Genomic DNA, 20,119 nt, shown 5'->3' on the forward strand with positions numbered 1-20,119 from the left:
TTTAAGTATTTTGGGAGCAAAGAGCAACGATTTTTAATCCTTTCCCTTACATCATATTTTTTCCAGTTGTTTGGTCCGTGTGTTGTAAATTTCCAGTCCGTGTAATATTTTTAAACGGTCTGCACCATTTATATAAGTTAAATTACCTTTTTTATCTCTGCTTTCACGGAATTTTGATAATACGTAACCACTTTTTGCATCCAGCGGTTTAAGATCCTGTATTTTGTCTTTTCTTACAAAATATGCATTATTCCCATTGCTATTTGAACCGATAAAATAGTACCCTTTTTCTTCGGCGAGGTCGCATAAAGCAGCTAACGAAGCTCCAAAATACAGGTTGCTATGATGTGCAACAGTACGGTCAAAATCGGATTTATAAGGAACAGACCAGGTATTCTCGGCGCCAAATACGCTATTATATTCTACAATAACAATTATTGGCGATACCGCAGTAATTTCCTTCCAAACCCAATAATCATTTCCGTCAATATCGATATGTAAAAGCCCGATATCACCTTCAAAGCCATTTTCAACGATAAGAGAGTTAATATTTTCGGCGGTAATAAAAACCGGTACAGCTGTAAGATGATAATGCCAATATAAGTTATCCTTTTTAACTGAATCCATATTGTTTTTATCCCCATCCATTATCAGCCCGGTCCAATTATTATTTATCAGTAAAAACCGCGTATTGGATTCTGTATAATCCTCCACACCAAATTCAATAAATGTGCGCTCTTGTATGTTAAGGTAGTTTATTAAAAACTGAATAATACCATCATCACCCCATTGTGAAAATACTTTAAACTCTGCTAATTGAATATCTTCAATAATTTGCCTGGCATTACTTTGATTTTGTTTTATTAAAATATTAGCAACTAACACTTTAACAGTACTGCTTTCCCGTTCTAAACGTTTTAGTTTTTTTAAAACAGATATCACTCTTCTTAAGTGTGACTTAAATTGTAGTACTTTTGAAAACATAGGTTAATAAGTTGTTAGGTTTTAAAAGTAAATATAATAAACAAAAGCGGAGTGCAGGCGAACGTTGAACACTATTGGTTTTATGGTAAGTAGGCTACTCCAGTCTTTTCCGGGCCAGTTCTTTTGTATAACGTTCCTGTAAAGGAGCTTTAATATCGGTTATCAGATAAATGCCGGTGCCTTTTTCACGGGCCAGGTAATGCTCAATTTCTCCCAGTTTTTTGTAAGAGCCTATCATCTTGCCGGCTACAAACTGCCGGATGTTTTCGCCGCCGTTATCATCCACATAAATGAGGTATTTGCAGTTCAGGCTATCCGGGGCCCAAAGCGTAAAGCTGCTGTTGAGTGATATAGCCTTCGGAAAGTTAAATTGTTTGCTGTACTGATTCAGGGCGCCTGCTTCGCCATAATTATCTGCATAAACAAGGGTTTGTTTTTGTTGCTCCTGTGTTAATCCATTATAGGCTTTTCCTACTTTTTGGGCCAGTTCATCCCAGCCATACATATCGGCATAGTCCTGGGTTAAGGGGTGTTGTTTTTGATCTTCCCAGGTGATCAAAAAATCTGTAGCCGGTATGTTTTTATGAGCAAACCTGAAAAACGCCAGCGTGTGCTCTATCGGAAATATAGGCAGCAACATGGGCAGCAAGATCATATTAGGCAACACAAATATTGTTACAGTAAAAGTGCGAAGCACATAACCTTTGGTTTTTAGCCATCGCTCAAAACCAAAGCCCCCTGCGGCAAATAGCATAGGGTAGGCGCCAAAAAGGTAATAGTTTTTGCCGTCCATCTCCAATAAAAAAATAAATATCAGCACATAGGCAATGGCCAAAAATTGAAAGTTGCGGAGCCTGAAAGAAAATATAAGGAACAGCAAACCGGTGAACCAAACAAAAAAGGCTACACCATGCACCAGCAACTGCTGTTTAATAAATTCAGTAGGTTTAATATAGCTTAATTGCTCCTGGCGCAAGGCTTTCATATGATGGATGAGCGGCCAGTGATGCTGAATTTGCCAGATGAGATTAGGCAGGCAAATTAAAAAGGCTACTAAAACCGCACCCAGTATATGCCTGTTGAATAATAGTTTACGCTGCTTACTGATAAGTATGCCAATGATCATGGCAAACGTAAAAAAGGCCATGGTGTACTTAGTGAGCATACCCAGGCCCACGGCCAGGCCCAGCCAATACAGGTATTTAACATCAGTAGTGTTGAGGTATTTGATTAGCAGCCAAACGGTAAGCACCCACCAAAACTGATCGAACACAACAGGCTGAAAAAGATAGCCGCTTGCCACAAACGCGGGCGAAAATATAAGCGCAAGGCAGGTTAAGGTGATAGCAAACTTGCGCCCGCCAAATTCAACCGTAATTAAACCGGTGAACCAAACAATAAGTCCGCTGCAAATGGTAGGAAAAATACGCGCAGCAAAAATTGAATGCCCAAAAAGAGTGTTGGAAACTTTGGCCACGATGGCAATAAACGGGGGCACTTCCTTATAACCCCAATCCAGGTGATCAGCCAAAACCAGGTGCAGTAATTCGTCGCGGTGAAAGCCAAAACGGCTTATAGCGAATAAATTAAGAACAACTTTTATAAATACAAAAATCAGTATGAAGTATGCATAAGTTGACCTTCGGTTTTTATATGGCATTGTTCTGGTAGGTTTTATAATGGCTTAAAGCAGGGGCAAAGCCAAAAGCTAAAGTAACATAACAATCCTTAAAAAGCAAAAAGATGAAATGTAACTATTTAGGGGGAGGGGAGCTGGAGGCAGAAAGCTTAAAGCTAAAAGCAAGATAAAAGGCTTTGAGCTTTAAGCTTTCCGCTTTGAGCTTATAATTATATTCTTGTTATATCGGCGCCAAGAGCTTTCAGACGATCATCGATATGCTGATAACCGCGTTCAATTTGCTCAATATTGTAAATGGTTGATTGGCCTTGTGCCGATAAAGCTGCTATCAGCAAGGCCACACCGGCACGGATATCGGGCGAGGTCATGGAGATGCCGCGCAGTTGTACTTGTTTATCCAAACCGATAACGGTAGCGCGGTGCGGGTCGCAAAGGATGATCTGCGCGCCCATATCCAACAGTTTATCTACAAAGAACAAACGGCTCTCGAACATTTTTTGATGGATGAGAACCGAGCCCTTGGCTTGAATAGCTACCACAAGCACAATACTGATCAGGTCGGGCGTAAAGCCTGGCCAGGGGGCATCAGCAACGGTCATGATAGATCCGTCGATAAAAGTTTCTATTTCATAATGATCCTGGGCAGGAATGTAAATATCATCGCCACGCAGCTCCAGTTTTATACCCAGGCGTTTAAATACATCAGGTATCATACCCAGCTCAGGGTATTTCACATCTTTAATAGTGATCTCGGAACCAGTCATAGCCGCAAGGCCAATGAATGAACCTATTTCGATCATATCCGGCAGTAAACGATGGTCTGTGCCGCCTAAATAGTCAACACCCTCAATGGTAAGCAGGTTGGAGCCGATGCCGCTTATTTTGGCGCCCATGCGGTTCAGCATTTTGCAAAGCTGCTGCAGGTATGGCTCGCAGGCAGCGTTATAAATGGTAGTAACACCTTTGGCCAAAACGGCAGCCATTACAATATTGGCTGTGCCGGTTACCGAAGCTTCATCCAGCAAGATATAGGTACCTTTCAGATTTGAAGCATCGACATTAAAAAAGCCATCGGCGGGGTTATAGTTAAATTGCGCGCCCAGTTTTTCGAAACCCAGGAAGTGGGTATCCAAGCGTCTGCGACCAATTTTATCGCCGCCTGGTTTGGGGATGGATGCTTTGCCAAAACGGGCCAGCAGCGGACCTACAATCATGATGGAGCCACGAAGGCCGCCACCTTTTGATTTAAAAGTTTCTGACTGAAAGAAATCCTGATCAATATCTTTTGCTATGAATGTATAGGTATCAGGAGCTGTTTTCTCCACAACAACGCCCATGTCGCCTAATAGCTCTATCAGTTTATTTACATCTTTGATGTCTGGTATATTACTGATGGTAACTTTTTTATCAGTTAGCAATACCGCCGAAATTACCTGTAAAGCCTCATTTTTTGCTCCCTGCGGAGTAATCTCGCCCTTTAGCGGTTTCCCGCCGTTTATCACAAATGCGTTAGTCATAGGAGTTTATAATTGATTGATCATGATTCGTTCTTAAGCACGCTTAATTTAGCAAAACAAGCGCGCTACTTTAGGGCAAAGATTATAAAATTTCCTGACTGTTCATGGGTTCAATTGTTCATTAGTCAATTGATTGTCTGAGTTTGTTGATCAAGCGTTATCAGAAATAAAATCCATATCAAAAAGCCCGGTTACTTTTGAAGATAACCGGGCTTTTTGATATGACATTGATCGTATGTACGTGCTGCTGATATATTTTAATAGTCAGGCACCAATGAACTAATGAACAATGGAACCAATGAACTAATATTTTTTGGCGCCGCCGTTGTTACGGTTACGATTGTTTTGATTGTTATTGTTACGGTTGTTTTGATTGTTATTCTGGTTGCTGCGCCCGCGGTTGTTTTGATTATTGTTCTGATTGCGCCCACGGTTGTTTTGGTTGTTATTGCTGTTGTTTTGGTTAGGACGGAACTCAACGCGGTTAAGGTTGATGTTTTCTTCCAGTTTCAGCGTACCGCCAGATAAGGCGTATAGATCGGCCAGGATGCTTTCATCGGCAACCGAATCTTTGTTCCATTGCACGTAAGCCATTTTCATGAAATTAGCTATAGCTTGTACCATGTGGCGTTTACGATCGGCATCATCAATGCTTTTGGCTTTTTCGATCATCAGCTCAATGGTTTTGCCATAATGCTTATACCTGATGCGCTGGTGTGGGTATCTTAAAGGCTGCGGTTTAATATGGATAGCCTCGGGCGATGGTTTTGGGTATGGCGAGTCTACATCAATCTGATAGTCAGATATAATATGCAGGTGATCCCAAAGCTTATGCTTAAAATCGGCCACATCGCGCAGGTGCGGGTTTAAAAAACCCATCAGGTCTATCACTACCTGCGCGTAGCGGTTACGTTCTTCTTTAGTGGGCAACGCAACAATGTATTTAACCATGTTTTGTACGTTGCGGCCATATTCAGACAGGATAAGTTTTTTCCTGGTTGAATTATAGTCAAATTCAGGCGTGTTTTGTTGAGCCATGTTTATGCTGTTGTAATGTTATTATTAAGAAGGATTTAAATTTAACCAGACAAATGCCCGTGAATTTGGGATATGAGGCTAAAATTGAATTGTTACTAATATTGTAGTAACGCAAATATAACGTAATAGTATCAATGTGCAAATTATTAGGCTAAAATGTTACTTTAGGCAATCAAAACATAAAATCTGCCCCGTGAAAAATAAAATAGCTATTACCCATATTGATATATACCGCTTTAGCATCCCTATGGAACCGTTCACCATTGCTACGGGGACTATGGATCATGCGCAGAATGTTTTTATCCGGGTACATACCGATGCCGGTTTTTATGGTGTGGGAGAATGTTCGGCCTTCCCCATGATCGTAGGCGAAACACAGGATACCTGCCTGGTGATGGCCCGTGAATTTGCAAAGTTGTGGAAAGGCTATGACGCCCTGGATATACCCGCCCGCATGCAGCAGCTGCACAATTTTACTGCCGGTAATACCACTATTAAGAGTGCCTTTGACATAGCCTTGTTTGATATTGCCGCCAAAAATGCCGGTGTACCCCTATATCAGTTATTGGGAGGAGAACGGCGCGAAGTAGAATCGGATATTACCATAGGTATTGCCGGGCCGCACATGATGGCACTTAAAGCGCTTGATTTTAAAGCTACGGGGGCCACTATTCTGAAGGTAAAACTGGGCAAAAATGCGGTGGAAGATGTTGAACGTATTCGCCAGATCCGGGAAGCGGTGGGCGACGATATCAAAATACGTATTGATGCCAACCAGGGCTGGAGCTTTGACGATGCCGTTTTTGCCCTGCAGGCTATGGGGCAATACGATATTGAATTCTGCGAACAACCTATGCGTACCTGGTATGATGATCGTTTGCCGCAACTGATGCAGCTATCACCCGTTAAGATCATGGCCGATGAAAGCGTATATAACCACCATGATGCCCGCAAACAGATCAACAGTGGCTCCTGTCATTATATCAATATCAAAATGTCAAAATCGGGTGGGATACTGGAGGCTAAACAGATCCATGATGAAGCAGCCTCAAAAGGAATTGCTTGTATGATGGGTGGCATGCTCGAGAGCCGAATTGGTTTGAGCGCTAAACTGCATTTTGTTTATGCCTGTCCTAACATTCAATTTTATGACATGGATACCTGCATGCTGGGCCATCTGGAAGACCCCTGCATTGGTGGAGTAAGCTACGAAGGTTATCAGTTAAGCATCGGAGATGAACCCGGGATAGGCGCTGATGCCAATGAGGCATTTTTGGCCCATCGTGAACATTTTAAGATTTAGGCAATGGGGGCCGCGGTGTTTGCCGGAGCCCCATCGTATGGTTTTATAACAACGGCTTGCGCTTATATCTGTTGGCACTTTTTGCCGTAGTGATCTTTTCGGCTTTAGTGTTTTTAACTTCCCTTACTTCCTTTACATTTTCGCCCTTTGATTTTTCCTTCGTTTCCATAATAGTATGTTTTATTATAAATAATACTCTCTATCAGGTGCTTTTGTTTCAAGTAAATATAACGAAAACTGTCATATTATTGTATTTATTTAATGTGAATAAAACGTTGTCATATCTATGTCAAAGGTTGCGTTGGTTTTTAGCACCTTAGTGTATTTTCCAGATGAAATTTGTATTTGAGTTTGTGGAATATTAAATGTCGAATCACCCACCGATAACAACGGGACTTTTATAAAAGCATAAGGGGTAATCGAAAGCTACCCCTTATGTATTGATATTTGAGTTATCAGTCTCTAAACTACTTACTTAGTTCCGCAAAGTATTTGTGGAACAATGGAATCGTTTCAATGCCTTTATAGTAATTGAAAATATCATACTTTTCATTAGGAGAGTGGAGCGCATCGCTATCCAGACCAAAGCCCATCAATACGGTTTTAAGACCAAGCTCGGCTTCGAACAGTGCCACAATAGGGATACTGCCTCCACCACGGGTAGGTATCGGGTCTTTACCAAATGATTCGGCAATAGCTTTTTGAGCTGCGCGGTAAGCTACACTATCGGTAGGGGTTACAGCCGGTTCGCCGCCATGGTGCGGTGTTACCTTTACTTTAACGCTTGCCGGGGCTATGCTTAAAAAGTGTTCGGTGAATAGTTCGGTGATCTTTTCGCTGGTTTGATTAGGTACCAGGCGCATGGATATTTTGGCGCTTGCTTTTGATGGTAATACCGTTTTGGCACCTTCGCCAATATAACCGCCCCAAATGCCGTTTACCTCTAATGTAGGACGAGTACCGGTACGCTCAAAAGTAGTATAACCTTTTTCGCCCCAGAGCTCCTGTACATCCAGGTCTTTTTTATATTCATCCTCATTGTAAGGTGCATTATTTAGCGCAGTACGTTCTGCCGGTGTAAGATCAATTACATCATTATAAAAGCCTGGGATAGCAATGTGATTGTTTTCGTCATGCAGAGATGCAATCATTTTGGCCAGTATAGTGGCCGGATTAGCTACAGCGCCACCATAGACACCAGAGTGCAGATCGCGGTTAGGACCGGTTACTTCAACTTCCAGATACGATAGACCACGCAGACCAGTCTCCAACGAAGGATGCTCCATACTGATCATCGAGGTATCTGATATCAATACCACATCAGCTTTAAGGCGTTCTTTGTTAGCTTTTACAAAAATAGCCAGGTTTGATGAACCAACTTCTTCTTCGCCCTCTATCATGAATTTGATATTGCAGGGCAGGGTGTTGGTTTGCATCATCAGTTCAAACGCTTTTACGTGCATGTAAAACTGTCCCTTATCGTCGCAAGCGCCACGAGCATATATTTTACCATCGCGTACAGTTGGCTCAAATGGTGGGGTTTTCCAAAGCTCCAGTGGATCTGGTGGCTGCACATCATAATGCCCGTAAACCAATACGGTAGGTTTTGAAGGATCGATTATTTTCTCGCCGTAAACAATAGGATAACCAGCAGTTTGGCAAACCTCAACCTTGTCGGCGCCTGCATCGCGTAGCTTGTGTGCCACATAGTCGGCGGTTTTTAAAACATCGGGTTTGTATTTAGGATCGGCGCTAACCGAAGGGAAACGCAAAAGTTCAAACAATTCGTCAAGTAAACGTTGTTTGTTTTCGTCTACATACTGTTTTATATGCTGCATAGTTATAGAATTTGCAGCAAATATATTGATGTTTATTGACTTAAAACAGCAACAGTTCATGCTGTCTATTGCACAAACTGTTATGATATTATATAGAGTATATAAGCTTTTGTAATTAGGCTGTAAAATCAGCCTGGCCCAGATCTTTCTTAGTACCAGCGGCAAAATCAGCCTGACCTAAATCTTTCTTAGTGCCAGCAAAATCAGCCTGACCTAAGTCTTTCTTAGTACCTGCGGCAAAATCAGCCTGACCTAAGTCTTTCTTAGTACCCACGGCGAAATCAGCTTGACCTAAATCTTTTTTAGTACCGGCAGCAAAATCAGCCTGACCTAAATCTTTCTTGGTGCCCGCAGCAAAATCAGCTTGACCTAAATCTTTCTTAGTACCGGCAGCAAAATCAGCCTGGCCTAAGTCTTTCTTAGTACCCACGGCGAAATCAGCTTGTCCTAAATCTTTCTTGGTGCCCGCGGCGAAATCAGCCTGTCCTAAATCTTTCTTAGTACCGGCAGCAAAATCAGCTTGACCCAAATCTTTCTTAGTACCGGCGGCGAAATCAGCTTGACCTAAATCTTTCTTAGTACCAGCAGCAAAATCAGCTTGACCTAAATCTTTCTTAGTGCCTGCAGCAAAATCAGCCTGACCTAAGTCTTTCTTGGTACCAGCGGCAAAATCAGCCTGACCTAAGTCTTTCTTGGTACCAGCAGCAAAATCAGCTTGACCTAAATCTTTCTTGGTACCAGCAGCAAAATCAGCCTGACCTAAATCTTTCTTGGTACCCGCAGCAAAATCAGCTTGACCTAAATCTTTCTTGGTACCAGCAGCAAAATCAGCTTGACCCAAATCTTTTTTAGTACCGGCAGCAAAATCAGCCTGGCCTAAATCTTTCTTGGTAGCTGTGTTAGGAGTTGCTTTTTTACCACCATCAGGAGTAGATGCATTTGAAATGTTAGCCACTGAAGTTAAAAAGAAGCTTAGCGCTAAAGCTGCTATGGTTGTTGATTTTTTCATGATTTTTTAAATTTGGGGGAGGAGTGAATATTTTTATTTATGAATTATTTTTGGCTTAATACTAAGATTATGTTTCTATAGCTTTCGTATTAATAGTTATTTTATCGTGTATCAGAAAATAACAGATCAATCGGCGTTGCCCAGGTCTCTTTTAAACTTGCTTGCAAATGATTGTACCTCGGTAAAATCAGTATGTGTATGTTCTTTTTTGCAGGCCGAAAAGATGCCGGTAAAAATGATAGCAAATGCGAGGATGATCAATTTTTTCATGATATATTATTGTTAATGTGCTGTTATATTTTTAAGTAGAATGTACGACGTCAAAAGCTTTAAATGCCAGGTTAATCGGCATTACCCAGGTCTCTTTTAAAAGGGGTAACTGTTTTAACAAAACTTGCTGCTTGCGGTTCTGCAACTTTTTTTGTTGATGACGATAAAATTCCCGCGCTTATCATAAGTAGCGCTAATAAGATGAATTTTTTCATAGCGGTTAATATTTGTATTCTTGTTTTACTTGATTAACTATTGTTTAATAAATATTGTGTAATTAATATTACATGCCCGGTTTGTATTTTGCTCCATTTGAACGACCCGAAACAACAGCGACTTTTTCGATATAATTCGTATCGTTTCTTGAAAAAAAATGGTAATTTTAATGACTATGACATTTTGTAAAATATTTTTTTAGTTTTTATTCGTTTTTAAATAATCAGATAGTACAGTAGCCGCACATATACCCTCGAATATTTTTTATGCTATTATTATAGTGTAGTGTATATTTTTTGTTTAAAAAGTACAATAAAATAACAAGCAATATTAAATCAACTAATTGTATATCAATTAATTAACAGTGCAAATATAGATATGTTTTTGAGTTTTGAGTAAAAAAATAAAAAATAGTTTTCCACAAGGTTTTTGCTGCAGTTATTAGATATATTAACGCTTATTTCATAACTTTCACGCTAAATTGATCGTAAAAGCGCTTTAATGAGAAAAACCTATATTCTCCTATTGGTATTTTTTATATCACTTGCTGCATATGCAAAGGATTTTAATGAAGTGACGGTACCAGATACTAATGCGGTAATAAAATTAAATAACCAGGCTTTCGCTAACCGGTTAACAAATCCCGAACAAACAGTTATTGATGCAACAGAGGCATTGGTACTGGCCAAAAAGTTGAATTATTATAATGGTATTGGGGAGGCTTACCGTATTATTGGCATTGGTAAATCTTATCTCAATCAATCTGAAAAGGCCTTTGATAATTACCTTAACGGGGTTACCTATTTTATTAAAGCAAAAAATTTGGCAGGAGAAGCAAAAACGTATAATAATATAGGTAACTTATTCCGTGACCAGGATTATAACCGATGCCTGGATTACCTGAATAAATCGCTTGCAATAGCTAATAAGATAAAAGACGAGCACCTGATAGCCGCCCTGAGTTTAAATTTAGGTAATGTATATACACGTAAAAATAGTTTTCAGCAAGCATTAAAATACTATGATCAAAGTATGGCGGGTTTTGAAAAACTTCAGGATGATGTAAACCTTGTTCAATGTGTGCTCAATAAAGGCTTTGTTTACTACAAGCTTAATCAATATGATATGGCCTTGAAGCTTTTGCTGGAAGCCCATGACTCCGCAAAACGATTAGATCTGAATGAAACGGTAGCCAGTGTTAACCTTACGCTTGCTTCATTGTATATGGCCCAGAAAAAATATACTGCAGCCATAAATGTTGTAAGAGAAGGTTTAGCCTATGCCACACTGGTTAAAGATCCTAAACTTAATTATGATTATAAGCATACCTCTTACGAATTAGAATATAGCCGGAAAAACTATGAGCGCGCTATTTTTTATTTACGTGAGATATACAAAGAAGATAGTGTAACTTTTAAACAAAATACATCGGTGCAGATAAGGCTGATAGAGGCCAAACGTAAACAGGAAGAGCAGACAAAAGAAAATGAGCGGGTTGCCGACAGGCAAGCCTATGAACGTTCCCGTTTCTGGGCCGTGAGCACTGTGGCCGGTTTACTGCTGGTTGTTATTGGTTTATTAGTGGGTAATGTGAAGCGGAAGGCAAAAACCAATGCACAACTTACCATGCTCAATGAAGAGGTTTTAAGGCAAAAAGATAACCTGGACAGGATTAATCATCACCTGGAAGAGATCATTGATGAAAGAACAAAAGATCTTCAGATCAAGAACAAAAAACTTTCTGAGCATTCCTCTTATCTTTCGCATCAGATCAGGGGGCCGATTGCTACACTGCGGGGGCTGATAAACCTGGAGAAGGAGGGCTTAGTTGATCAGGAAGAATGTATCAGTATGATGGATAAATGTGTTTCGGAAATTGACGAAAAAATAATTGAAATGAGCGATATGTTGCACGGTCCTTCACACAATAGCAATTCCTGAAATAGCCCCTGCATTTTATAATGATCAACCCAGGTTAAATGCGGCTGGCCACGTAGAGTGTATTTGTGCTTCAATAAGACCAAGGTAAATACAGTATCTGGATATCATTTGCAAAATGAGCAATTGCCTGTGCTTATCATAACCCTCGGTTTCAAAAGCAAGTGTTTCATCTCCCGCCGTAACAAAAAATCTAACCTCGCCCTGTCTGGGTTTAAATCTTGACTGTAAAAGATCAAATACCTTAACTTTAAGTTTGCTTTTGGGGTCATGAATGGTCCCATCTTTCAAGGCCTGGTTGTTTGAAATAGATATAAGATAATTTGACATAAACATTTTTTATGATAAAAAATGTTTATGCCACAATTTTTACTCCAATTTTCAATTATATGGGATATAAAATGAAATTGTGTTTATTTATTTGCCTTTTTCTTGAAAAATTTACTGAAATTAAATATTGTTAACCAATATTTAATTGAATGGAAGGTAAATTAATCGGTAATCGTATTAAGGCATATAGTATAAAGGTATAACTGTAAGGTTTACAGAACACAATATTAAATTATAGGACTAAAATGCTTTTGTTTCGCAATTCTTCGTACAGTAAAATCACTTTGCGTTGCAGACTTGCTATCTCCGATTCACGGTCTACCAGTTTTTTCTGAGCAATGCTCAGGTTTGATGGAGCAAGATCAACCTCGCCTTCTTCAACACTTAAAATTTGAGCAACTGTTATTTCGAATATATTGGCAATTTGTTCCAGGCGCGACAAGTTGATATCGGTTACACCGGTTTCGATCTTGGAAAAAGCCGGAATAGAAATGCCCAGACGGTTCGCTATATCTTCCTGGCTCCATCCGCGTTGGTGACGTAAAGTCCTGATGTTTTTCCCAACGGACTTGTTTGATTTCTTTTTGGTGCTGTCGTTCATATCAATGTTTCCTCATAATTAACTGAGCAAACATATCCAAACGGTATGCCATATTAATTTCCGTTAAAGTTATCATGAATAGCCTGCTTTTTAACGGGATACATAAAAAAGTGGGGAATTATTTACACAAAAACGGCTTAACCTTCAGTTCATATTATTTACGATGTAAAGCTTGGCAAACTTAAGCAGCAATTGTTTCTGTCCTATTTCCTTAAAAAATATGGTTGCCTTAACGTCGGGCTTATTGCCTTCCAGGCTCAACACCTTCCCAAAACCAAAACGTTCATGCTCCACTTCCATACCTACCTGCAAATTTGAAGTATCAGAAGGTTTAAAATTTGGCGATGGCACGTGTGCTTTAGCCAATATTGATGTGGTTTTAACCGGGGGCGATGTTGCCGGTTTCGGCTTGGAGAATGCGTCGGCTTGTTTGCCGCCGCTCCAGGCTTTACGGTCATCGTCAAAAAAGGCGCTGCTGCCACTGCTTGCCGGTTTGGCGCTATAGTCGAGCTCGAGGTATTTGGCATCTATCTCATCCAGGAAACGGCTTGGTTCGCAGCTTATCAGCGTACCAAATTTGAATCTTGAGGTGGCGTAACTGATGGTCAGTTTGGTTTCGGCACGTGTAACGGCCACATAAAACAGGCGGCGTTCCTCTTCCAGGTCGCTCCGCGAATTGAGGGACATTTGTGAGGGAAACAAATTCTCTTCCAGCCCTACCACATATACCTGCGGAAACTCCAATCCTTTGCTGGAGTGGATGGTCATTAATGATACGGTATCGGCATCTTTGTCCTTGTCTTTATCATCATTGGTGAGCAGGGCTACATCCTGCATAAAAACATCGAGCCCTTTTTCTTCAATATCTTCCCGTTCAGAAAACTCCTTGATACCGTTCAGTAATTCCTGTATATTTTCGTAGCGGTTAAGCCCCTCTACTGATTTATCCTCATACAGATCTTTCAGCAAACCGGAATGCTGCGCGATATATAAAGCCGACTCATAGGCAGATTTTGATTTGGCCAGCACCTGGAAACTCTGGATCATGGTGGCAAACGTGCTTACCGCTCCAGAGATCTTTCCTTCCAGGTATTTGCCCGGCTCCACAATTACTTCCCATGGGGTGATGCCATGCTGATCGGCGCTTACAATGATCTTGTCAACCGAAGTATCGCCAATGCCCCTTTTAGGGTAGTTGATCACCCGCTTCAGTGCTTCCTCGTCGTTAGGGTTAAAGGTAAGCCGGAAATAGGCTATCAGGTCCTTGATCTCCTTACGCTGATAAAAAGACAGTCCACCGTATATTTTATAGGGGATACCGAGCTTGCGCAAGGCTTCCTCCATTGATCGGGATTGCGCGTTGGTACGGTACAAAATGGCAAAATCATGCCATTTGCGGCCTTTCAGACTGCGATCCTGCATAATGGTTTCGGCTACCATTTTACCTTCTTCGTTATCGCTGAAGGCACGCATTATCTTTATTTTGTCGCCGCTTTCTTTTTCAGAAAAAACGTTCTTTTTAAGCTGATCTTTATTATTGCTGATGATGCTGTTGGCAACATTTACAATATTTTGGGTAGAGCGATAATTTTGCTCCAGCTTAAATACCTTCAGATCCGGGTAATCCTTTTCAAAGTTGAGGATGTTTTGAATGTTGGCGCCACGGAAGGCATAGATACTTTGCGCATCATCACCTACCACACACAGGTTTTCATTTACGGCAGCCAGCTTTTTTACGATCAGATACTGCGAAAAGTTAGTATCCTGATACTCATCCACCATAAGGTATTTAAACTTATGCTGGTATTTATTGAGCACTTCCGGGTGCAGTTTCAGTAACTCGTTGGTTTTGTATAGCAGATCGTCAAAATCCATAGCGCCGGCCCTGAAACAGCGGGTGGCATAAGTTTGATAGATAAGCCCCAGCTGTCCGCGGCCGCTCGAAAAATCATCGGCCTGGATCTGTTCGTTCTTTTGATATTCCTGCCACGAGATGAGGTTGTTTTTGGAGGCCGATATGCGGTTAAGTACAAAGTTTACATTGTACAGCTTATCGTCAAGGTTCATTTCCTTTAAAATGGCCCGTAGCACGCTTTTGCTGTCGTCTGTATCATAAATGGTGAAATTGCTCGGGTAGCCAATTTTGTCGGCTTCCACGCGCAGTATTTTGGCAAATACCGAGTGAAAAGTACCCATCCAGATATTTTTGGCTTCGGTACCCACCACATGGGTAATACGCTCGCGCATTTCGCGGGCGGCCTTGTTAGTAAATGTTAATACCAGTATATTAAAGGCATCGACACCCTTGCGTACCAAATGTGCCACCCTGTATGTGATAACCCGTGTTTTGCCAGATCCGGCGCCGGCAATAATCATTACCGGTCCTTCGGTTTGTTCAACCGCAGCCCTTTGTTCGGGGTTTAAACCCTGTAGATAATCCAAAATCTTGTCCTCTTTTCTTGAATCAGCGAAATTAAGGTTTTGAGCCGAAAGGGAAAAGTAAGATTGATGCCGAACAGGATAAAAATATCAACAATAGTAAAGGCGCGAAAAATGAGTGTTCAAAACTTTCGCCCTGATTCCGGCCGACGTTTTTATCAACAAAAAACAAAACTTACAAAATTCAAACCGCCTCCTGTACACGGGTGACTTTTTAAACCTTTATTTTAACACTTTTTCAGCCAAAATGAGGGTGAAATTGCTCAAAAATTGATCAGAAACTCAATAAAAACCATCGATTTTAACACTTTTTAACAAATCTTTGATAGATTTTGAAAGCTTTAAAAAGTATTAATTTATTGGTATTCAAATAACTACATACAAAACGGTCGGTTTTTCGGACGTTTTTGTCCTTTAACCAAACAGCCCTGCTTACAATTTTCAAAGTAAGCAGGGCCGGTGATTTATGTACTTAAATATACAAAAAATAGTCGGGGTTTGCAAGATCCTCCTAAATCTCCCCCGAAGGGGGAGACTGAAAAAAGCGTCATTGCGAGGTACGAAGCAATCTCTAAGCTGTACAGAGCGGCTCTGCTAACAGGGGATTGCTTCGTACCTCGCAATGACGCATGAGTTATTAATGGTATATTTAAATTTAACCAGTCATGGAAGCAAAGCCCTATCTGCAGCAAATATCGCTTAAGCGCGAGTCGGTGCCGTCATTTGACGCGTATCCTTTTCATATTCCGGCGATAAAGAATTTGGAGTCGATGATGTTTCACCGGGACGTTACTTTTATTATCGGCGAAAATGGCTCGGGTAAATCAACGCTCATTGAAGCCATATCCCTGCACCTGGGGTTTAGCATTGAAGGCGGCAGTAAAAGCGTACAAACCCAAACACATCATAATGCCTCGGTGTTGTTTGATTACCTGAGCAGTGCCAAAAGTTATCGCAAACCTTCTGATTATTTCTTTTTGCGGGCCGAGAGTTTCTATAATATAGCTACTTACCTGGAAGAATTGGACAAAGAGGAGGAGAACTATGGAAAGGGTAACTATGTAAAGGATAACTATGGTGTTAAATCCTTGCATGAGTGCTCGCATGGCGAATCGTTTATGGCCACATTAACTCATAGGCTTTCGGGCAACGGGCTTTATATTTTTGATGAACCCGAAGCTGCTTTATCGCCTGCAAGGCAATTGGCAGCCTTATCGGCTATTCATGAGTTGGTACAGGCCAATTCGCAATTTATTATAGCTACGCATTCGCCTATTTTACTGGCTTATCCCAACGCGGTTATTTATCAGTTGGATGGGGAAGGGATGCATAAAGTAAAGTATGAAGAAACCGAACACTTCCAGATCACCCAATACTTTTTGAATAATCACGAAGCAATGACCCGGACGTTGATGGGCGATCCCCTCGATCTTTCCTAAGGAAAAGACTTCAAAGAAAACGCGTCATTGCGAGGCACGAAGCAACAGCCTCACCCAACCCTCTCCAAAGGAGAGGGTCCTTAAAACATTTTTAAAGTCTCCTCCTTTGGGGGAGATTTAGAGGGGGCTGTTGCCTCGTGCCTTGCAATGACGCGCGGTTATATATTTTTATTGCTTTTTAGCTTACCAATCCCGGTATCTCAACCATTTCGTCAACGTCTTCCTGGTAGTTTACGCCGGGAACGTCAAAACCGAAAAGGTTCAGGAAATCAGTTCTGTAACCTTTCAGGTCGCCCAGATCAGGTAGGGTTTCGGTAGTAGCTTGCAGCCATAGTTTGGCTATTTGCGCTTGTACTTCGGGGTTCATTTCCCAGTCGTCCACACGTACCCTGCCTTCAGCATCGGTAGGTATAGTACCGCCGGTGAACAGGCGTTGTTCAAATAAGCGTTGTATCTGTTCAATACAACCTTCCTGCGTGCCTTCGGCTTTCATGATCTTATATAGCAATGAAATATACAGCGGAATAACCGGTATAGCCGAACTTGCCTGGGTTACCAGCGCTTTGTTTACCGATACCAGGGCTTTACCGTTAATATCTTTCAATTGCTCGCTGATCTGTTTCGCGGTAGCCTCTAAATGGTCTTTAGCGCGACCGATAGTTCCCTTGCGATATACTTTTTCGGTAACTGCCGGACCGATGTAAGAGTAAGCAACGGTAAGGGCACCATCGGCCAGTACACCGGCTGCTTTGAGGTCGTTGATCCAGAATTGCCAGTCTTCGCCGCCCATTACGGCCACGGTATTGGCTATTTCTTCGTCGGTAGCGGAGTTGATAGAAATTTCGGATACCACGCCGGTATGAAAATCGACAGTTTTATTGGTAAAAGATTCGCCGATAGGCTTTAATACAGAGTTATGGGTAATACCGGTTTTTGGATTAGTACGACGTGGTGAAGCCAGGCTGTAGATCACCAGGTCAACCTGTCCCAGATCAGCTTTGATCAGGTCGATCGTTTTTTGTTTGATCTCGTCAGAAAAAGCGTCACCGTTGATGCTTTTGGCATATAAACCGGCGGCATGGGCCTGTTTTTCAAAAGCGGCGGTATTATACCAGCCTGCAGATGCCGGTTTGCCGGGTGCCGGTGGTTTTTCAAAATAAACACCCACGGTAGCTGCACCAGACCCAAACGCGCTGGTGATCCTGGACGACAAGCCGAAACCGGTTGACGCGCCAATAATGAGCGCTTTTTTAGTACCCGCAGGGTTGTTTTTTGATTTAACGTAATTGATTTGGTTTATTACGTTTTGCTCGCAGCCTTTTGGATGTGTAGTTAAACAAATAAAGCCGCGAATTCTGGGTTCAATGATCATAATGTAAAATTGATTTTAACAATATCGGGGGCATATATAAGAATTCTTTTTCTAAAATGGTTTTAAAATTTTTAAGGAAGGGGATATATATCCATTGGGGAGACACATGTAATGTGTCTCTACGGGTAAAATGTAGAGACGCATCACATGCGTCTTAAACGAGCGCAAGTAGAGAAACATGCCGCAGAGTTTACTCACCCGGTCTACGCTTCGCTGGACCACCCTCTCTTCGGCTTCGCCGGAAAGAGGGTAGGGGAAAGATCCCCTCTATGCGCAAAGCGGAGAGAGGGGTGACGAGCGCAGCGATGTCGGGGTGAGTCGATATGCGCCTGATATTAATGCCCAACAACATTCCCAGATACCTTTACATCGACACAATCTTTCAGCTCCAAACCCTTTTTAATATCAAAAGCCTTTTCTGCCTTGATGGTGTTGTTGTTAAAAATGATCCCCGAAGTGCTTTTAGCAGAAAGTACGTGCAAGCCTTGCAAGTTGAACCGATTATCGGTAATTACTATGTTTTGATGCACCGGGCCGTCTGACCGGGTGTTTTCCGGGCAGATGATAATAGCAGGCTCGCCGCATTGTATAAATTGATTATGCCGGATGGTTACGTTTTTAGCCATGCCCGATTCATACCAGCTGGCGGCATCGTTGGCAATGGATATACCGCTCATGTGCGGATGCAGGAAAACAGTATTTTCGATCACTGTTTTTCTACGTGAGGTAACCAGTATTCCCCGTGTGGGGATACGGGCCACGGTATCGTGATGGATCCATACCTGCGGCGTCCAGGTTGTATTTTCTATTACATCTGTTGGATTTATAGACGTGGGTACGGGTTTTTTAAGCGTTAGCAGGAAATCTTTATCATTTACCTTTTGCACTTGTGTTATCACATTGCTGCTATACTCCCGCAGGGTTTCGGCATGAATAAAAGCGATGCTATCGCCCGCGGTAAAAGCATCAAAGCCATAGGTTTGGTTGTGCATAAATCGCACCAGTACCTGCCGCGGCTTTGTGGTGCTGATCACCCGTAAATACGTGCCGTGTATGTTAATGGCATCATCATTGGCGCCCGAGAGATAAGAATTACTGATCTCGATGTTGCCGCGGCAGCCCGAAAAGTGAAGGATATCTGCCCAGGCGGCACAGGTACGACCGGATGCTGGATCGGGCCTTACACTGATCCTGTCCATGCGAATGTTTTGGCAAAACTGGCTTACCACACCCATGCCATGCATAAAATTGATGCGGATGTTTTTGAGATTGATATTTTTGCTGCGCTGCATAAATATACCCGAGCAATCACGGATTACGTCACGGTTCTGGTATATTAAGCCGGTTTTAAAGCCCGGGTTCTTTTTAAAATAGGCACGCACCAGATTAGTGCCGGTTTCGGCATACCGGATGCCATCCATAGCTATATCCGTGCGCTGCAGATCATCGGTTTGCGGGTCAAGTATCTGCCATAGCCAAAAAGGTTTATGCTGCCAGCCTTCGCCCTGCCAGGTCAACAGGCTATCTTTAATGCTGTATTTCGATTCGGGATGAATTTTTAAGTCGGCAAAATGCTCACCGGTATTGACTACCTGCAACTCAGATACGGTAAGGCGATAATAATCATAGGTTATACCATCCAGGCAGATGTTTTCACTGTGATCAACGCAGGTTTCGATCATTTTACCACGCAATACTATTTTGGCCCCCTGCGCTTTGATATCCACAAACCTGCAATTGTTTACATACAAAGCGATGGCTTTCATACCATTGGGTACATCATTGGTGTTGGAGATCTGGAATTGTTTTTTTAAAGCCCCATCGGGATAAAAATTATAAACTCCCGGCGTAAAATTAACGGTAACATGCGCCGCGCTGCTCCCTTTGGCATTTAGCACCAAAGAGGTATGGAAATCGCCGGGGGCGATGATATTCACCTGGTTGCCAGCCGAAAGAGTGAGCCGGTTAAGCGGGGCAAATGTTTTCCAGGCGTGGCGGCTGTTGGTACCGGTATTTTGATCGTTGCCGTTTTGCGGGTTAATGTACCAGGTTGTTTTATCCCGGGCCATAACGTGGTTAGCCAATATCAGCCAAAAAATAAACAGCAGGAGGAGAGGGCGGTAGTTTTTCATATCAGGCAGAAAAATATAAAAAATAGTGGCAGCGTTCATGATTATTTTTTGTTG

General features: G+C 41.9%; 17 protein-coding genes. 3 read left to right on the forward strand and 14 right to left on the reverse strand.

Translation table 11 applies throughout. The features are described from left to right. Positions 1 to 51 precede the first annotated feature (51 nt). From ACNURT_RS11880 to ACNURT_RS11895, 4 genes are all read right to left on the reverse strand, one after another. Positions 52 to 984: a hypothetical protein gene (locus ACNURT_RS11880; RefSeq protein WP_419701924.1), complete on the reverse strand. Its 933-nt coding sequence runs from the start codon at positions 982 to 984 to the stop codon at positions 52 to 54. Positions 985 to 1,078: 94 nt separating this feature from the next. Beyond that, on the reverse strand, positions 1,079 to 2,644 hold the full coding sequence (locus ACNURT_RS11885) for an ArnT family glycosyltransferase (protein WP_419701925.1): 1,566 nt from the start codon (positions 2,642 to 2,644) through the stop codon (positions 1,079 to 1,081). Between the two features lie 188 nt (positions 2,645 to 2,832). Continuing rightward, entirely contained in the window at positions 2,833 to 4,140 is a 1,308-nt protein-coding gene (gene murA, locus ACNURT_RS11890; protein ID WP_419701926.1) for a UDP-N-acetylglucosamine 1-carboxyvinyltransferase, read from the reverse strand. A 303-nt stretch (positions 4,141 to 4,443) separates the two neighbouring features. After that, positions 4,444 to 5,178 (reverse strand): DUF4290 domain-containing protein, encoded by a 735-nt coding sequence (locus ACNURT_RS11895; RefSeq protein ID WP_370994195.1) that lies wholly within the window; start codon positions 5,176 to 5,178, stop codon positions 4,444 to 4,446. Between the two features lie 205 nt (positions 5,179 to 5,383). Here ACNURT_RS11895 and ACNURT_RS11900 point away from each other — a divergent pair, with 205 nt between their 5' ends. After that, complete coding sequence (locus ACNURT_RS11900; protein WP_419702128.1) at positions 5,384 to 6,481, forward strand: mandelate racemase/muconate lactonizing enzyme family protein; 1,098 nt, start codon at positions 5,384 to 5,386, stop codon at positions 6,479 to 6,481. 43 nt (positions 6,482 to 6,524) lie between these two features. On the opposite strand, the gene ACNURT_RS11905 is transcribed toward ACNURT_RS11900, so the two are convergent. From ACNURT_RS11905 to ACNURT_RS11925, 5 genes are all read right to left on the reverse strand, one after another. After that, positions 6,525 to 6,650, reverse strand: coding sequence for a hypothetical protein (locus tag ACNURT_RS11905; RefSeq protein WP_419701927.1), 126 nt, complete (start codon positions 6,648 to 6,650; stop codon positions 6,525 to 6,527). Between the two features lie 298 nt (positions 6,651 to 6,948). Continuing rightward, entirely contained in the window at positions 6,949 to 8,319 is a 1,371-nt protein-coding gene (locus ACNURT_RS11910; RefSeq protein WP_419701928.1) for a dipeptidase, read from the reverse strand. 115 nt (positions 8,320 to 8,434) lie between these two features. Beyond that, a complete protein-coding gene (locus tag ACNURT_RS11915) occupies positions 8,435 to 9,328 on the reverse strand; it encodes a hypothetical protein (protein WP_419701929.1) in 894 nt (297 codons plus the stop codon). Between the two features lie 126 nt (positions 9,329 to 9,454). Further along, positions 9,455 to 9,598: a hypothetical protein gene (locus tag ACNURT_RS11920; protein ID WP_370994191.1), complete on the reverse strand. Its 144-nt coding sequence runs from the start codon at positions 9,596 to 9,598 to the stop codon at positions 9,455 to 9,457. 71 nt (positions 9,599 to 9,669) lie between these two features. After that, entirely contained in the window at positions 9,670 to 9,813 is a 144-nt protein-coding gene (locus ACNURT_RS11925; protein ID WP_419701930.1) for a hypothetical protein, read from the reverse strand. Positions 9,814 to 10,315: 502 nt separating this feature from the next. Between ACNURT_RS11925 and ACNURT_RS11930 the strand changes: the two genes are divergently transcribed. After that, positions 10,316 to 11,755 (forward strand): tetratricopeptide repeat protein, encoded by a 1,440-nt coding sequence (locus ACNURT_RS11930; protein ID WP_419701931.1) that lies wholly within the window; start codon positions 10,316 to 10,318, stop codon positions 11,753 to 11,755. A 24-nt stretch (positions 11,756 to 11,779) separates the two neighbouring features. Here the strand turns inward: ACNURT_RS11930 and ACNURT_RS11935 are convergent, their stop codons facing one another. The 3 genes from ACNURT_RS11935 to ACNURT_RS11945 all read right to left on the reverse strand — a co-directional run bounded on the left by ACNURT_RS11935 (position 11,780) and on the right by ACNURT_RS11945 (position 15,125). After that, positions 11,780 to 12,082 carry a hypothetical protein gene (locus ACNURT_RS11935; RefSeq protein ID WP_370994188.1) on the reverse strand — a complete coding sequence of 101 codons (303 nt, stop codon included), beginning with the start codon at positions 12,080 to 12,082 and terminating at the stop codon, positions 11,780 to 11,782. A 232-nt stretch (positions 12,083 to 12,314) separates the two neighbouring features. Continuing rightward, positions 12,315 to 12,683, reverse strand: a complete 369-nt coding sequence (locus tag ACNURT_RS11940; RefSeq protein WP_370994187.1) for a helix-turn-helix domain-containing protein — start codon at positions 12,681 to 12,683, stop codon at positions 12,315 to 12,317. 144 nt (positions 12,684 to 12,827) lie between these two features. Then, positions 12,828 to 15,125, reverse strand: a complete 2,298-nt coding sequence (locus ACNURT_RS11945) for an ATP-dependent helicase (RefSeq protein WP_419701932.1) — start codon at positions 15,123 to 15,125, stop codon at positions 12,828 to 12,830. Between the two features lie 662 nt (positions 15,126 to 15,787). On the opposite strand from ACNURT_RS11945, the gene ACNURT_RS11950 reads away from it, so the two are divergent. Continuing rightward, on the forward strand, positions 15,788 to 16,561 hold the full coding sequence (locus ACNURT_RS11950) for an AAA family ATPase (RefSeq protein WP_419701933.1): 774 nt from the start codon (positions 15,788 to 15,790) through the stop codon (positions 16,559 to 16,561). Between the two features lie 178 nt (positions 16,562 to 16,739). On the opposite strand, the gene fabV is transcribed toward ACNURT_RS11950, so the two are convergent. Continuing rightward, a complete protein-coding gene (gene fabV / locus ACNURT_RS11955) occupies positions 16,740 to 17,933 on the reverse strand; it encodes an enoyl-ACP reductase FabV (RefSeq protein WP_419701934.1) in 1,194 nt (397 codons plus the stop codon). 335 nt (positions 17,934 to 18,268) lie between these two features. Next, complete coding sequence (locus ACNURT_RS11960) at positions 18,269 to 20,104, reverse strand: right-handed parallel beta-helix repeat-containing protein (protein WP_419701935.1); 1,836 nt, start codon at positions 20,102 to 20,104, stop codon at positions 18,269 to 18,271. Positions 20,105 to 20,119 lie beyond the last annotated feature (15 nt).

Origin of the sequence: Mucilaginibacter sp. NFX135 (genome assembly GCF_048565145.1) — a bacterium.
Lineage (GTDB): Bacteria > Bacteroidota > Bacteroidia > Sphingobacteriales > Sphingobacteriaceae > Mucilaginibacter.

Coding starts and splice junctions, on each gene's coding strand:
- murA (WP_419701926.1), bottom strand. CDS start 4,140: ATGACTAACGCATTTGTGATAAACGGCGGGAAACCGCTAAAGGGCGAG.
- ACNURT_RS11885 (WP_419701925.1), bottom strand. CDS start 2,644: ATGCCATATAAAAACCGAAGGTCAACTTATGCATACTTCATACTGATT.
- ACNURT_RS11915 (WP_419701929.1), bottom strand. CDS start 9,328: ATGAAAAAATCAACAACCATAGCAGCTTTAGCGCTAAGCTTCTTTTTA.
- ACNURT_RS11935 (WP_370994188.1), bottom strand. CDS start 12,082: ATGTCAAATTATCTTATATCTATTTCAAACAACCAGGCCTTGAAAGAT.
- ACNURT_RS11925 (WP_419701930.1), bottom strand. CDS start 9,813: ATGAAAAAATTCATCTTATTAGCGCTACTTATGATAAGCGCGGGAATT.
- fabV (WP_419701934.1), bottom strand. CDS start 17,933: ATGATCATTGAACCCAGAATTCGCGGCTTTATTTGTTTAACTACACAT.
- ACNURT_RS11950 (WP_419701933.1), top strand. CDS start 15,788: ATGGAAGCAAAGCCCTATCTGCAGCAAATATCGCTTAAGCGCGAGTCG.
- ACNURT_RS11960 (WP_419701935.1), bottom strand. CDS start 20,104: ATGAACGCTGCCACTATTTTTTATATTTTTCTGCCTGATATGAAAAAC.
- ACNURT_RS11895 (WP_370994195.1), bottom strand. CDS start 5,178: ATGGCTCAACAAAACACGCCTGAATTTGACTATAATTCAACCAGGAAA.
- ACNURT_RS11880 (WP_419701924.1), bottom strand. CDS start 984: ATGTTTTCAAAAGTACTACAATTTAAGTCACACTTAAGAAGAGTGATA.
- ACNURT_RS11940 (WP_370994187.1), bottom strand. CDS start 12,683: ATGAACGACAGCACCAAAAAGAAATCAAACAAGTCCGTTGGGAAAAAC.
- ACNURT_RS11930 (WP_419701931.1), top strand. CDS start 10,316: ATGAGAAAAACCTATATTCTCCTATTGGTATTTTTTATATCACTTGCT.
- ACNURT_RS11905 (WP_419701927.1), bottom strand. CDS start 6,650: ATGGAAACGAAGGAAAAATCAAAGGGCGAAAATGTAAAGGAAGTAAGG.
- ACNURT_RS11910 (WP_419701928.1), bottom strand. CDS start 8,319: ATGCAGCATATAAAACAGTATGTAGACGAAAACAAACAACGTTTACTT.
- ACNURT_RS11920 (WP_370994191.1), bottom strand. CDS start 9,598: ATGAAAAAATTGATCATCCTCGCATTTGCTATCATTTTTACCGGCATC.